At 65.2% G+C, this 12,117-nt stretch carries 15 protein-coding genes and 2 pseudogenes; 9 read left to right on the top strand and 8 right to left on the bottom strand.

Annotated features, from left to right (window positions below; all coding sequences use genetic code 11):
- The first annotated feature begins 7 nt into the window (after positions 1-7).
- On the top strand, positions 8-943 hold the full coding sequence (locus E3O47_RS05130) for an aldose 1-epimerase family protein (protein ID WP_241976907.1): 936 nt from the start codon (positions 8-10) through the stop codon (positions 941-943).
- Between the two features lie 179 nt (positions 944-1,122).
- Positions 1,123-1,416, top strand: a pseudogene (locus E3O47_RS05125) (transaldolase family protein); the annotation flags it as partial.
- Positions 1,417-1,618: 202 nt separating this feature from the next.
- Here E3O47_RS05125 and E3O47_RS15900 read toward each other — a convergent pair.
- Positions 1,619-1,771 carry a hypothetical protein gene (locus E3O47_RS15900; RefSeq protein ID WP_158250304.1) on the bottom strand — a complete coding sequence of 51 codons (153 nt, stop codon included), beginning with the start codon at positions 1,769-1,771 and terminating at the stop codon, positions 1,619-1,621.
- Positions 1,772-1,784: 13 nt separating this feature from the next.
- Here E3O47_RS15900 and E3O47_RS05120 point away from each other — a divergent pair, with 13 nt between their 5' ends.
- The 4 genes from E3O47_RS05120 (at position 1,785) to E3O47_RS05105 (ending at position 3,309) form a co-directional block, all read left to right on the top strand.
- Positions 1,785-2,108: a transposase gene (locus E3O47_RS05120; RefSeq protein WP_134401821.1), complete on the top strand. Its 324-nt coding sequence runs from the start codon at positions 1,785-1,787 to the stop codon at positions 2,106-2,108.
- On the top strand, positions 2,108-2,527 hold the full coding sequence (locus E3O47_RS05115; RefSeq protein ID WP_134401820.1) for an IS3 family transposase: 420 nt from the start codon (positions 2,108-2,110) through the stop codon (positions 2,525-2,527). The genes E3O47_RS05120 and E3O47_RS05115 overlap by 1 nt, the downstream gene beginning before the upstream one ends.
- A 15-nt stretch (positions 2,528-2,542) precedes the next feature.
- The gene (locus E3O47_RS05110; protein WP_134401819.1) at positions 2,543-2,893 is read left to right on the top strand and encodes an integrase core domain-containing protein; all 351 of its coding nucleotides are present in this window, start codon (positions 2,543-2,545) and stop codon (positions 2,891-2,893) included.
- A gap of 68 nt (positions 2,894-2,961) precedes the next feature.
- The gene (locus tag E3O47_RS05105) at positions 2,962-3,309 is read left to right on the top strand and encodes a DUF3140 domain-containing protein (RefSeq protein ID WP_104102610.1); all 348 of its coding nucleotides are present in this window, start codon (positions 2,962-2,964) and stop codon (positions 3,307-3,309) included.
- Between the two features lie 681 nt (positions 3,310-3,990).
- Here the strand turns inward: E3O47_RS05105 and E3O47_RS15895 are convergent.
- Positions 3,991-4,158: a hypothetical protein gene (locus E3O47_RS15895; RefSeq protein ID WP_158250303.1), complete on the bottom strand. Its 168-nt coding sequence runs from the start codon at positions 4,156-4,158 to the stop codon at positions 3,991-3,993.
- 152 nt (positions 4,159-4,310) lie between these two features.
- On the opposite strand from E3O47_RS15895, the gene E3O47_RS05100 reads away from it, so the two are divergent.
- Entirely contained in the window at positions 4,311-4,484 is a 174-nt protein-coding gene (locus tag E3O47_RS05100; protein WP_134419718.1) for a CsbD family protein, read from the top strand.
- Positions 4,485-5,092: 608 nt separating this feature from the next.
- Here E3O47_RS05100 and E3O47_RS16460 read toward each other — a convergent pair.
- The 3 genes and pseudogenes from E3O47_RS16460 to E3O47_RS05085 form a co-directional block, all read right to left on the bottom strand.
- Positions 5,093-5,205: pseudogene (locus E3O47_RS16460) on the bottom strand (recombinase family protein); the annotation flags it as partial.
- Between the two features lie 143 nt (positions 5,206-5,348).
- Positions 5,349-5,621 carry a hypothetical protein gene (locus E3O47_RS05090; RefSeq protein ID WP_134419716.1) on the bottom strand — a complete coding sequence of 91 codons (273 nt, stop codon included), beginning with the start codon at positions 5,619-5,621 and terminating at the stop codon, positions 5,349-5,351.
- Positions 5,622-6,154: 533 nt separating this feature from the next.
- Positions 6,155-6,784, bottom strand: a complete 630-nt coding sequence (locus E3O47_RS05085; protein ID WP_104102598.1) for a Pr6Pr family membrane protein — start codon at positions 6,782-6,784, stop codon at positions 6,155-6,157.
- A 260-nt stretch (positions 6,785-7,044) separates the two neighbouring features.
- Here E3O47_RS05085 and E3O47_RS05080 point away from each other — a divergent pair, with 260 nt between their 5' ends.
- Positions 7,045-7,236: a hypothetical protein gene (locus E3O47_RS05080; RefSeq protein WP_104102596.1), complete on the top strand. Its 192-nt coding sequence runs from the start codon at positions 7,045-7,047 to the stop codon at positions 7,234-7,236.
- Positions 7,237-7,273: 37 nt separating this feature from the next.
- On the opposite strand, the gene E3O47_RS05075 is transcribed toward E3O47_RS05080, so the two are convergent.
- The 3 genes from E3O47_RS05075 to hutH all read right to left on the bottom strand — a co-directional run bounded on the left by E3O47_RS05075 (position 7,274) and on the right by hutH (position 11,130).
- On the bottom strand, positions 7,274-7,576 hold the full coding sequence (locus E3O47_RS05075) for a DUF4913 domain-containing protein (RefSeq protein WP_104102593.1): 303 nt from the start codon (positions 7,574-7,576) through the stop codon (positions 7,274-7,276).
- Between the two features lie 152 nt (positions 7,577-7,728).
- Positions 7,729-9,414, bottom strand: coding sequence for a M23 family metallopeptidase (locus E3O47_RS15890; protein WP_166785325.1), 1,686 nt, complete (start codon positions 9,412-9,414; stop codon positions 7,729-7,731).
- 165 nt (positions 9,415-9,579) lie between these two features.
- Positions 9,580-11,130, bottom strand: a complete 1,551-nt coding sequence (hutH, locus tag E3O47_RS05060; RefSeq protein WP_134419710.1) for a histidine ammonia-lyase — start codon at positions 11,128-11,130, stop codon at positions 9,580-9,582.
- A gap of 115 nt (positions 11,131-11,245) precedes the next feature.
- Between hutH and E3O47_RS05055 the strand changes: the two genes are divergently transcribed.
- Positions 11,246-12,010 (top strand): IclR family transcriptional regulator, encoded by a 765-nt coding sequence (locus E3O47_RS05055; protein ID WP_134419708.1) that lies wholly within the window; start codon positions 11,246-11,248, stop codon positions 12,008-12,010.
- The last annotated feature ends 107 nt before the right edge of the window (positions 12,011-12,117 follow it).

The following is a 12,117-nucleotide window of genomic DNA, read 5'->3' as shown; positions in this document are numbered from 1 at the left end:
AGTCGTCATGAGCGAAGAGGGTGTGATGGCTGCGGCGCCTTCAGGGGCTCAGTACGAAATCACCGGCCACGGCTACCGTGCCGTCGTGACGGGGACCGGAGCCACCCTGCGAGTGCTGCAGTATGACTCACGGGACCTGATCGTCAGCTTTGCGGAGGATCAGCCGATGGTGAACTTCCGCGGGGTGCTCGCCGCGCCCTGGCCCAACCGGATCGCCGACGGGCGGTACCACCTCGACGGGGTGACCCAACAGCTGCCGATCAACGAGCCCTCGCGCGAGTGCGCCCTGCACGGGCTCGTCTACGACCGTGCCTGGCGACTAGTGCACCACAGTGACAGCGAGGTGGTGCTGGGCCTCCGGCTACCCGTCGACGACGGCTACCCGTTCCAGCTCGACCTCCTAGCCCGCTACTGGCTCTCACCGGTTGGGCTCACGACGTCAATCGAGGCCACGAACGCCGGCACCGGCACGGCTCCATACGGAGTCTGCCCGCACCCCTACCTGCGCGCAGGCGACTCGCCGCTGCACACCTGGCAGCTCAGCCTTCCAGCCGAGCGATACTTGCGGGTCACACCCGACCGGTTGTTGCCCGACGGCCTCGCCGACGTCGTCGACGGCCCGTTCGACTTCCGCCAGCCGTGCCCGATCGGCTCTGTGCAGATCGACCACGCCTTCACCGGGCTCGTGCGCGACTCCGACGGCGTTGCCACCGTCGAGCTGCGCGATACCGACGGCAGCGGCGTGGCCATGAGTTGGGGAACGGACTGCCCCTGGCTACAGATCCACACCGCGGACTTGCCGACGCCGGGGATGAACCGGCTCGGCCTGGCCGTCGAGCCGATGACCTGCGCGCCGGACGCCTTCAATTCCGGGACCGACCTCATCTGGCTGTCGCCGGGCGCGTCCCACCGGGCGAGCTGGGTCATCGCCGCCCTGGCGTAGCGGCGGTTGGCAGGGAGGATACCCAAGGACCGACGCTGAACACTGCTGCGGCACTGCGCGCCACCTTAACCGGTTTCACGTCCGGAGCACAATCTTGACGACAATCCCCGAGTCCAAGGAGTTATGACATGACAACTACCCCCGCACAGCAACTGTGCGACGCCGGCGTTTCCATCTGACTGGACGATCTCTCCCGCGGCCGCCTCCGGACCGGCAGCCTCCGGAAGCTGATTGAGCAGAAAACCGTTACCGGTGTCACCACCAACCCCAGCATCTTCCATGCCGCCATCACATCGGGTACGGAATATGACGCGGCTATCTCGCAGAAGGCAGCAACTGGCACCAGCGTCGAGGACACCGTCTTCGAGCTCAGCACGGAAGCCGTTGCCAACGCCTGCGACGTCTTCCCCACCATTTATGATTCGACGCATGGGGTCGACGGCCGGGTGTCCATAGAGGCCGAACCCGACCTCGCGAGCTGCAAATACGCGAGCCGGGGAGTCCGAACGAAAAAGCCCCGGCATGTATCGCCAAGGACAGACGAGCATGAGTACCGGGGCTAATCGTTGGAGTGGGAGGACTCCGAGCCATAACGGCACCCGCGTGTCGCCCGTTGATCATTCCGCCGCGCCTAGTGACGGTAAGTTCGTGGCTTGGTCGCGGGTTTCGCACCGGTCAGCTCCGGCGGACCCACTGTTGTTGTGATGGGTCCCAGGCCCCGTCCTCGATTTCGGCGCTCAGGGCTGGCAGCAGCATCGCGTCGACCAGGGAGAGCGCATCTTCATGGTCGAGGAAGTCGCTCTGGCCCTGACCCCGTCGAGTGGACACCTCACAAGAGAGAATGTTCACTTTGGCAAGATCACGTCGGGACTTCACCCCTGAGTACAAAGACGAGGCCGTGAAGCTGGTTTTAACCACCGGCAGGGCTGTCGCAACTGTCGCCCGCGAGCTCGGAGTCAACGAGGCCACTCTGGGCCGCTGGGTGAGCGCGTTCAAGGCTCGGAACGAGACTGGGCAGACCGAGGTGACGGGGTTTGAACGAGCCGAGTTGCTGCGGCTACGCAAGGAAAACGCGGACCTGAAGATGGACAGGGCGTTCTTGAAAAAAGCGTCCATCTTCTTCGCCCAGGAAGCATCGGATACGAGCGTCTTGCGTTCGAACTGATGCTGGCGGAGAAGACCAACTTCACCATCACCCGCATGGTCCGCCTCCTCGAGATCTCCCGCTGGGGCTACTACGCCTGGATCGGCGGAGCGCCGTCGCCGGCGTCGATGCGCCGGGTGCACATCGAGCAGAAAGTCTCCTTCTTCCACGGCGATTCCGACGAGGTCTACGGCGCCCCCGGGATCCTGGCCGATCTACGTGCGGACGGGGAGATCATCTCCCGCAAAACCGTCGCCGCGACCATGCGCCGCCTGGGATTGGCGGGCATCTGTCCGAAGAAGTGGAAGACGACCACCATCATCGACGCTCACAGCCGCCGCGTCATCGGGTGGGCCATCGCGGACCACATGCACACCGACCTCATCCAGGATGCCTCACGATGGCCATGGTTCCGTGCGGGGACCGCCCGGCGACGGTGATCGTCCACTCGGACCGTGGCACCCAGGGCGTCGGAACAGATCATTCTCTTCGCGGCAAAGAATGGCATCACCCGGTCGATGGGATACACCGGGATCTGCTGCGACAACGCCATGGCCGAGAGCTTCTTCGCGACCCTGAAAACCGAGTTCTACTACCGCCGGGTTTGGCCCACCCGAGCCCGCGCGATCCGCGGCGACGCGGACTGGATCGAGGACCGCTACCGCCGGCACTCCTCGATCGGGCACGTCACGCCAATGGACTTCGAAATGCAATACTCGTCACAGGCCGCAGAGATCCAACTCGCCGCTCAACCCGTGTCCACTCTCCGGGGTCAAGGCCATGTGTGGCTCGACCCTACTTCGTGAAAGTTGAGATCACACGCAAAGCCTGAACGACCCTTGTTGCCGCGCATCATCACCGCAATGATGGATTTATGGCAGATAAGCAGAACGATGTCGATGAGATCTGGGATGACTGGAAAGACGCGGTCACGATGACCGCCAGTGAGATCAAATCGTGGCTCGACACGGACGAATCCAAGGAGGTCGGACAAAAAATCGATGGCAGCGGAGAGTCCATCGGGCACAAGTCCGGTCGCAGGATCGTGACAATTCTTGGAACGAAGAAAGCCGATCTGACTGCGTCCGATGTCGAACACATGCATAAGGTGGTCAGCTACGTGAAGCGGCACAGGGCACAGGGACCGGATTCTGATATCGAGCACTCACGATGGCGATACTCGCTGATGAACTGGGGAAATGATCCACTGAAGAAGGTATGACGTAATAGAAAGGTGCGGAGTTCACCAAGCGCGCCGCTGCAGGAGCGCCTGTTTCATCATGGGGCGGGTTCGGGAGGTGCGACGATTTCGGTGAATCCGGCTCGGTGGAACATGAAAACGGGGTTCCGACAAATCTCACAAGCAGCGTTTTGGCGCACCTGTATATAGGCGTGTTCAGCGCCGACGCAGCGTGGTTCGTCCTGTGCGTCGTGGCGTTTGGGACTGCCCCGCCGACGCAACGATCGCTGAAAAGGGTCTCGCACGAGCACCACCGCACCGATCCCCCGGAAGCTGGTCAACGTCCCCGCCTGGATCTCCTCCTCCCCGCGGCGCACTACGCTGCACCTGCCCGAGCACTGGCACTGTGAGAAACCCTGGACGGCCCTGTTCGACCAGAACTTCCGCCCACGACAACCCGCCTAATCGGACCAACCAACCAACCAGCCAGCATCGGCATCAACTGGAGTGCCAGGTATCACCCCGGGCCGCGAGACCCAGACCTCACCCGCACTTGAATCTCCCCAAGCCCGCCAAACCGAAATCAGGACTCGCTCAGGGGCACACCGGTGGATTGAGGCTAGGAGTCAGCGGCCCCCACGCCCGATAGACCTCAGAGCCGCGTTCACGCCGAGGGCTGTCCGGGCGCGGGCGCGGGGTGCAGGTGCTGCGTGTTCACGGGCTTCAAGTTCGACCACGTCTGCCTTCTATCGCATTTGCGCGGCGCAGATCCAACTTGTCACGCTTGCGGAGCTCCTGATCACAACGGCGCACGACGTAGAAAACCAAGCTGACGACCATCAAAACAACAACGATCACGGCGACGATCCACAACACATCGGCGGTATCCATTCGTGTTCCGCCCCTGGTAACGCAGGCGTTGGCGGTCTAGATGGCTTTCCTGAAAATGCGCTTCGCATGCTAGCCCCCCGGGTGCACTCCCCGCAGGTGTGTACATACGAGTTGATGCATATGATCATTGCGGAAACGAAAGGAATGAAAACTTGAGCGGCACTGACAAATTCAAGAATGACGGAGAAAAAGTCATCGGTATGGCTAAAGAAGCGGCGGGTGGTGCCACGGACAACGACAAACTCCAAGCCGAAGGCAGGGCCAATCAAACAAAAGCCGACCTGAAGCAGGCCGGCGAAGACATCAAAGACGCCTTTCGAGGTTGATCATCATCGCGTCCGAACGGCAGCGCCAGGACCGAGAGACTCCTCGGAGGATCGCGCGGCGCGCCGTCACGCTTATCGTTCGCCGCTACCGACAAAACTCGGAGATTAGAGGATCAGCATGAATGGCAATGGCAGCACCCAGAATGAACCGATTGAGGCCCAGCACTCTCAATCGGATGACTACAAGGTCGCGGGGATTCTCGCACAGGAGGAGGCAGACCTCGCTGGCCACAGCAAGCCCCAAGTTCTCGACGCGTTGCGTGAACGGTTCGCAAATACTGGTACACCCTGAGCGAGGCAGCTCTCCAGGACCATGCACGTCGTATTGCCGGACTGCACCCAAATGATTTCTCAAGCAAGTGACCGTGACTAAGTAGCGGCACGCGGCGGCAAATTTTTTTGGATGCCAATAGGAGCCAGCGAAACCAGGCGGCGATGCAAATGTCTCGTTAACTCAGGACGCGGCCAGTATTTGACTTGAGCGACACTCCGAAGTGCGCTTCGACGCTGCCCGTATTCCCCGGGTGAGCCCACCTTCGTTTCTCTGCCCCGTCGCAGCTATGGCCTGGAGAATCTTGGCCCGGCGTCATCTTGAACTTGAAATGGTACCCACCGGACCTGCCTCTCGCTCGCGCCACTGCGAGCCCGGTAACGGTGTGCTCCGAAATGAGTGGTCGCTCCGATTCGGCCAGGCCGCGAAGATCCCGAATACGATCTTTCCGGGGTGACGTCCGTCTGATCTGACCGGTGTGTACCCGGCGCCTACGACTCGGTCAATGGCAGTGACGGGGACGAAATTATCGAACTTACATGCGACGTTGTCCTCATCACTGATGTGCTGATGAGCCATCCGGGGACCGGGACTCATCCGAGCAGAGTGGTATCCGTTTCTCGGGCCAGGCACTCGGTCTGAGCGTGAAACTCGGCGTGGTGTTCCGCTGTCCTAATAATGATGGACCAAGGCGACCCGTCCAGTCCCGACAACTTCGTCGCATTTTGCCAGACGTACAGCCACAGGCCGAGCATGGCCTCGTCGACCGCGGCCGGGGTCTTTAGATGGTGGTTGCAGATCGCAAACGTCGTGACGCTCAAGTGGTCGTAGATCAGGCCGAACGCGGCCTGATTACCGGAAGCCATGCTGAGCATCAGCGTCTGCTGATCAGATGCCTCAGACTTCGGCGTCACTGCACTGGTCCGCTTCGATAGCTCGCGTCCGTTGACATTGTTCTGCACATAGGATCTCCACTGCTGAAATGCCGAGGCTCGTGACATGTGGTGAAACTTGATTATGACCAAGTGATCTACGTGCGATACAGGTTGAGGTCATCGCGACACTAGCACTCGCTGCCGGTCTGGGGCTGTCTCCTGAACGGTTGAGTCGTGATTCGAGAAGATATCAGTGCCGGACACCGACGCCTCACCGGAATTTACAACGCCGGTGGAAGCGAACACGGACTTTCCACATTTCTGCTGACTACCGCAGAAGTCGCAGGCCATATTGGCCAACTCCTCTCGGCCGACGACGACTGGCCGATCAGTGGCCTCACCCAGCCTCACCCAAGAGGAAGTGGTCCTCCTCCTCGGCGAAATCAGCGGTTGGGGAGCCTACGATGCACGGCTATTGGTCATGCCACCGGACGCCTCGGTTCCGAACACCGTAAGGGGTTCGGCTACCGTATCTCTGCCAGCGCGGGGCTGCGAAGGGGGTTCAACCGACTTACGGTCCAGATGACGGCGGCGAAAATGACGGTGGCAACAGCGATAGCAAGGGCATAGAGCGCGACGATGCCGTATCCCTGTGCCGGGTTCAAGAAGGGGTAAGGCACCCATCCGTCGGTTGCCCCGCGGAGGAGCACGACCATGATCCACACGATGGGGTAGATGAGGGCAATCCATAGTTCGTTCCATCGGAGTGGGCTGCGGTCGTTGAAGATCAGCCAATCGAGGGCTGCGTAGAGGGGCAGGACGACGTGCAGCACGGTGTTGGCCCAGGCCAGAGAGACGCCTCCTTCGAGCCCGGCGAGCAGCAAGTTGTAAACGAATCCGGTGATAACTATGTAGGTTGTGGCACACCCGCGCGCTAATACCAAACGTAGGGATTGGTGTCTCCCGGAGAAGGAAACGAAGGCGGAGACTGCCAGCACAATGACCACAATGATGTTGCTCTGCATCGTGAAAAACCCAAAAAAGTTGAAAGGGTTGATCGTGGCGTGGGTGGCTGTGTCGAAGAATGTCGACACGATCGCCGCTATGCCGAGGAGCACGATGGTCAGGCGAAGTGAAGGAGCAAGGAGTTTCATATTTCGTCTCTGATCGGTGGTGCGGGTGCTGTGCACCTCTGTGTCAAGAATCCTAAGGGCTGCGACTTACACGGCAGATGCCAGTGCTGGGGAACTGATGCCCCTGAATTTGATTTCACGGCCCGGGGTGCATGCGCGAAGGATCGATGGGGCCATTAGCTCCCAGGCCTTTCGGTCGCTGGCGCACGAGCCACGACCGCGGTTCCCTGCGGGACCTGGACGGGTCGGCCAGGCATTCGCCCGGCTCGCGCGGCGTGACTATGTCAGTCGCGAAGCAGCGCATCGCAGCGAACGCATCCGAGAGCGCGCTGCTCCTTTTCCTGCCCAAGGGCGCAGTGGTGTTGACCATGACGCGGACAGCGTTTGAGAACTCCGGCCGTGCAGGCGAGTTCGGGCAGCACTGCTACGCGCCCGACTTCTATAGCTTCGAAAACACCCTCGTCGACAAATGATCGGGCACCTGACCCGGAATCTCAGGGGTGCAACAACCTAAGTATCGAGACTGTCGCTGCGGTGCGTCCCGCTAGAATTCCACGCCTTAGGCGGCATCAACGCGGGCACGATCCTGGCGGTTGTGCCCTTGCGGCGGTAGAGGTGTCCTTGCTCAGGGTCGCCGTCCATGACGCTGGCGTCGGCTTGAATGATGGCGTGCCAGAGGGCCTTGAACCGGGCGACTTCTCCCGGGTGGAGCCACCAATGGGCGCACCACGGTATGGGTTTAGTTCCGACGACCTCGACAGTGGCGAGGTGGCTGGTGAGCCAGTCGAGGAACATTTGGCGGACGTCGACCATGGCCTCGTCAATGCTCGGTCGAGTCGCAGTCGTCGTGCTCCGCCATGTGCTGCCAAGTTGATCATGTAGTGGTTTGGGTCGGCGTTTATCTGCACGGCACGCGCGGCCGCGTCGGGCGTAAACGACCCCAGTTTGGCGCGCTCACGAGGCACTCAGCCGAACTGCACGCCGCGCTGCACCAGGAACGGCTGCGGGTCGACGGCGGTGCCGTCCGTTCGCACCTCGAAGTGCAGGTGGCAGCCGGTGGAGGCCCCGGTGCTGCCGACGCTCGCGATGACCTGCCCGGCGATGACCGTCTCGCCGACGCTCACGAGGGTCTGGCCTTCGGCAAGATGCGCGTAGCCGGTGGCGATACCGTTGCTGTGGTTGATCAGGATCCAGTTGCCGTAGGTACCCAGAGGTGCTGCCGTGGCCACGACCCCCGCGCTCGCCGCATAGACGGCCGCCCCGCACGCCGTGCCGATGTCGGTGCCGCCGTGGAAGTCGTTCACCTCAGGCAGCGGTTTATCGTGCCGGGGACCGAAGGCATCCGTCAGGGAGCCGACTGCCGGCGCGGCCCAGCCCGCACTGCTCGGCTGGCCTCGGAGCCGGCCGCCGAAGTCGTCGGTGCCGGCCGCGGGAACCAGGTTGGGCAGCGGTGTCAGAACCAGGGCGACCGGCGTGCTCGCCGCGAGATCGGCCACCTTAGCGGAGGCCGCATCGAGCTCCTGCTGGGCGCCCTCCATAGCGAGGCGGGTGTCGGCGAGCGGGATGGCCTCGATCGCTGCCCGAAGTGCGGCGTCCTGGTCCTGCAGCGCATTCTCACGTTTCGTGTCGGCGTCGACCTGGGCCTGCACCTCTTCGAGGCTGTTCGTGAGCCGGTCCAGGCTTTCGAGCGTGGCGAGCCGGGTGAGCAAATCATTACCGTCGCTGCTGCCCGCGAGCAGCACGTCCACGGCCTCGGGCCCCGATCGCTGCAGGGTGGCGCGAACGAGCGTCGCCAGCGCCCGCCGGGATGCCTCGGCCCTGGCGGCGGCGTCGGCGCCGTGGTCGCGCACCAGATCGGCCTGAACGACAGTGGCGTCATAGTCGGCCTTTGCCCCGGCGTAGGCCAGTTTCGCTGCGTCGTAGGTGGCCTGAGTGGCGGCGGCGGTCGTTCGGGCGTCTGCTGCTGCTGCCCGGGCGGCGGATGCCTGGGCCTCGGCCGTGCGGGCGGCCGCGGCCGCTTGCTGGGCTGAGAAGGCGGCGGCCTGCGCTACTTCTACTGCTGCTGCAGCTCGATCGGCTGAGGCGGATCCGGCATCCGCGGTCAGCTCTGCCGGTGCCGGTACCTGTGCAGTCGGCTCGGCGGACGGTTCAGGCTTCGTGGGTGCGGACGGCTCTTCGCCGAACGCTGGGGGAGTGGTGGGTGTTGGTGTCGGGGTCGGCTCACCCGTCGGCTCCGTGGTGGGGGCTGGAGCCGGTGCCGGTTCGAGCGTGGGGGTAGGGGTGATTGTTGGCTCGGGCTCGGGCTCGGGCTCGGGCTCGGGCTCGGGCTCGGGGACGGGTGTCGGGGTGAGCGTCGGCACCGAGGAAGAAGTCGGCGCATTGATGGGGCAGGGCGCGGCGACCGAGTCGACCGGATCCGCGGCCGGCGGGGCATTCGTCGAGAGGAGCGTGGGACATGTCTCAGGGACAGCGGGCACCGCGGCAGCCGGATCCTCCGTTGCAGCAATAGGGGCGTCGTCGGCGAGGGACCGTGTGGGTGTCCCGAAAATCGCGAGGGCGACGATGACGGCGGCGGCGAGCGGCGTCGCCAGGTACCGCGGCGGGACCGGGGGCAGGGAAAGGCGGAGACGAAATCGGGGGGAGAGGTTCATGAGTCTCCGCAGTTCACTGTTTCAGGGCATCGATTCAGGGCATCGACGGGCAATCCCGGGGCGGTTGCAACGGGTTAGCGGGTCACATCATGACATGGGCCCGAGGGGCCGACAAGCGATTGACGCAGCCCGGATGCCTTGCTGCCCTGCGACGCCTGCGGGGCCTCAGGCCAGCGGCCCGACCACGCCCGCCGCGGCATCCCGCACCGCGCCCGACGCCACGAGGCCCACGATCGCCTCGATCTCGGGGGAGAGAAACCGGTCGTGGCCGGGGCCGTCGGCCACCGTGCGCACGAGGGCCCGCACCGCGCCGGTCGCCGCGCCGGGAGCGAGCGGCGCGCGCAGGTCGAGCGACCGCGACGCCGTCATCACCTCGATCGCGAGCACCCGGCCGAGGCCGTCGATCGAGTGCCGCAGCTTGCGGGCGGCCGCCCAGCCCATCGACACATGGTCCTCCTGCATGGCCGACGACGGGATCGAGTCGACGGATGCCGGCACCGCCAGCCGCTTCAAAACCGACACGATCCCGGCGGCGGTGTACTGGGCGATCATCAGCCCCGAGTCGACTCCGACCTCGTGCGCCAGGAACGGCGGCAGTCCCTTGTTGCGGTTCGCGTCGAGGTGGCGGTCGGTGCGCCGCTCGCTCATGCTCGCGACGTCCGCGGCGGCGATCGCGAGGAAGTCGAGCACGTAGCCCACCGGGGCGCCGTGGAAGTTGCCGTTGGACTGCACCCGGCCGTCAAGGGTGACCACGGGATTGTCAACCGCGCTGGCCAACTCGCGGCCGGCGATCAGGGCGGCGTGGTCCATCGTGTCCCGGGCGGCGCCGTGCACCTGCGGGGCGCAGCGGATGGAGTAGGCGTCCTGCACGGTGGGGTCGTCGGGACCGGAGTGGCTGGCGAGCAGCGGGGAACCGGCCAGCAGCGTGCGCAGATTGGCCGCGCTCGTGGCCTGGCCGAGCTGGGGGCGGAGGGCCTGCAGGTCGGCGGCGAAGGCGGCATCCGTGCCGAGGAGGGCCTCGACACTCATGGCCGCAGCGATGTCGGCGGTCGTGAGCAGGCGGGACAGGTCGGCGAGGGCGAGCACGAGCATCCCGAGCATGCCGTCGGTGCCGTTGATCAGGGCGAGCCCCTCCTTCTCGGCCAGCACGACCGGGGTGATGCCGGCCGCGGCCAGGGCCAGACCGCCGTCCATCAGGGTGCCGGACGCATCCCGCACCAGCCCCTCGCCCATCACCGCGAGCGCGCAGTGCGCGAGCGGTGCGAGGTCGCCCGAGCAGCCGAGCGAGCCGTATTCGTGTACGACGGGGGTGATCCCGGCGTTGAGCAGGGCCGCGTAGGTCTCGGCGACCACGGGCCGCACGCCGGTGCGCCCGGTCATCAGAGTCGACAGGCGTAGCAGCATCAGCGCGCGCACGACCTCGCGCTCGACTTCGGGACCGCTGCCCGCGGCGTGCGAGCGCACCAGGCTCGCCTGCAGCTGGGCGCGGCGGTCGCTCTCGATGAACGTCGTCGCAAGAGCCCCGAATCCGGTAGAAATCCCGTAGTGCGGGTGCACGTCCTGCGCGAGTCCCTCGATGATGCGGCGGGTCGAGGCGACGCCCTCACGCGCCGCCGCGGGCAGCAGGACGGGCGCATCGCGGCGGGCCACCGCGGTGACGTCGGCGAACGAGATCGGGCCGGTACCCACGGTGACGGATGCGCTAGCGAGGTTCATACTCCGATTCGACACCAGCCGGACCGCCTGCACGACGGGATTAGAGTGGATGCTGTCCGGGATACCGGACATTCAGCGGTGCCGTTCACGCACACCGTTCACGGGAGGCAGGCGCATGACCCCGTCGAAGGTTCCGGCGGCGCAAAGCACGCTGCGCATCCTCTCCCATCTGGCCACGCAGCGTGGCCCGGTGCCGGCGTCCCAGATCGCCACGGCCCTCGGCCTGCCCCGCTCGAGCGTTTACGACCTGCTCGCGGTGCTCGCCGATCAGGGCTTCGTGGTGCACCTGCCCGAGGAACAGCGATACGGCCTCGGCCTGGCCGCCTTCGAGCTGAGCTCGGGCTTCTCCCGGCAGCAGCCCCTCTCACACCTTGGCCGTCCGCTCGTCGCTGCGCTGGTCGACCGGCTCGGTGAGAGCGCCCACCTCGTCGTGCTGCACGGGCGCGACGTGATCTACCTCGTCGAGGAGCGCGCCCCCCGTCGCCCGTCGCTGGTGACGGATGTCGGCGTGCGCCTCCCGAGCCACCTCACCGCGAGCGGGCGTGCGCTCCTCGCCGCGCTGCCGGCAGCCCAGCTGCGGGCGCTGTACCCCAACGCCGCCGCCTTCGCCACGCGCCACGGCCGGGGACCACGCACCACGGCGGAGCTGCGCACCCTGCTTGAACAGGTGCGCCGAGACGGGTATGCCCTGGAGGACGGGGAGATCACGGAGGGGATGGCATCCGTCGCCGTCGCCGTGCGCGACCACGCGGGCTGGCCCGCCGCGGGCATCGCCGTCACCTTCTCACGCGAGCGCATCGCCGAGGCGGACTGGCCGGCGCTCGCCGCGCAGCTCGGCGGCACCGCCGCGCAGCTCTCCCGGCGCATCCGCGGCACGTAGCCCTGCGGCGCATGTGTTGCCTGCCCTCGGCTCCCCGCCTCCGCGCTGCCTGCCGTGGCTCGCGGCCTCCACAACGCTCGCGGCGCACCCTGTGGAGGCGGGCGCAC

This window comes from Cryobacterium sp. TMT2-17-1, from assembly GCF_004402765.1.
Classification (GTDB): domain Bacteria; phylum Actinomycetota; class Actinomycetes; order Actinomycetales; family Microbacteriaceae; genus Cryobacterium; species Cryobacterium sandaracinum.
Note: the sequence above shows the minus strand (reverse complement) of the source record. Positions and strands in the feature narration are given on the sequence as shown.

Excerpts from the sequence above, each read along its gene's own strand:
- E3O47_RS05130 (WP_241976907.1), top strand. The coding sequence starts at position 8 with ATGAGCGAAGAGGGTGTGATGGCTGCGGCGCCTTCAGGGGCTCAGTAC.
- E3O47_RS05120 (WP_134401821.1), top strand. The coding sequence starts at position 1,785 with ATGTTCACTTTGGCAAGATCACGTCGGGACTTCACCCCTGAGTACAAA.
- E3O47_RS05115 (WP_134401820.1), top strand. The coding sequence starts at position 2,108 with ATGCTGGCGGAGAAGACCAACTTCACCATCACCCGCATGGTCCGCCTC.
- E3O47_RS05105 (WP_104102610.1), top strand. The coding sequence starts at position 2,962 with ATGGCAGATAAGCAGAACGATGTCGATGAGATCTGGGATGACTGGAAA.
- E3O47_RS15895 (WP_158250303.1), bottom strand. The coding sequence starts at position 4,158 with ATGGATACCGCCGATGTGTTGTGGATCGTCGCCGTGATCGTTGTTGTT.
- E3O47_RS05090 (WP_134419716.1), bottom strand. The coding sequence starts at position 5,621 with ATGGCTTCCGGTAATCAGGCCGCGTTCGGCCTGATCTACGACCACTTG.
- E3O47_RS05085 (WP_104102598.1), bottom strand. The coding sequence starts at position 6,784 with ATGAAACTCCTTGCTCCTTCACTTCGCCTGACCATCGTGCTCCTCGGC.
- E3O47_RS05080 (WP_104102596.1), top strand. The coding sequence starts at position 7,045 with ATGTCAGTCGCGAAGCAGCGCATCGCAGCGAACGCATCCGAGAGCGCG.
- E3O47_RS05075 (WP_104102593.1), bottom strand. The coding sequence starts at position 7,576 with ATGGTCGACGTCCGCCAAATGTTCCTCGACTGGCTCACCAGCCACCTC.
- E3O47_RS15890 (WP_166785325.1), bottom strand. The coding sequence starts at position 9,414 with ATGAACCTCTCCCCCCGATTTCGTCTCCGCCTTTCCCTGCCCCCGGTC.
- hutH (WP_134419710.1), bottom strand. The coding sequence starts at position 11,130 with ATGAACCTCGCTAGCGCATCCGTCACCGTGGGTACCGGCCCGATCTCG.
- E3O47_RS05055 (WP_134419708.1), top strand. The coding sequence starts at position 11,246 with ATGACCCCGTCGAAGGTTCCGGCGGCGCAAAGCACGCTGCGCATCCTC.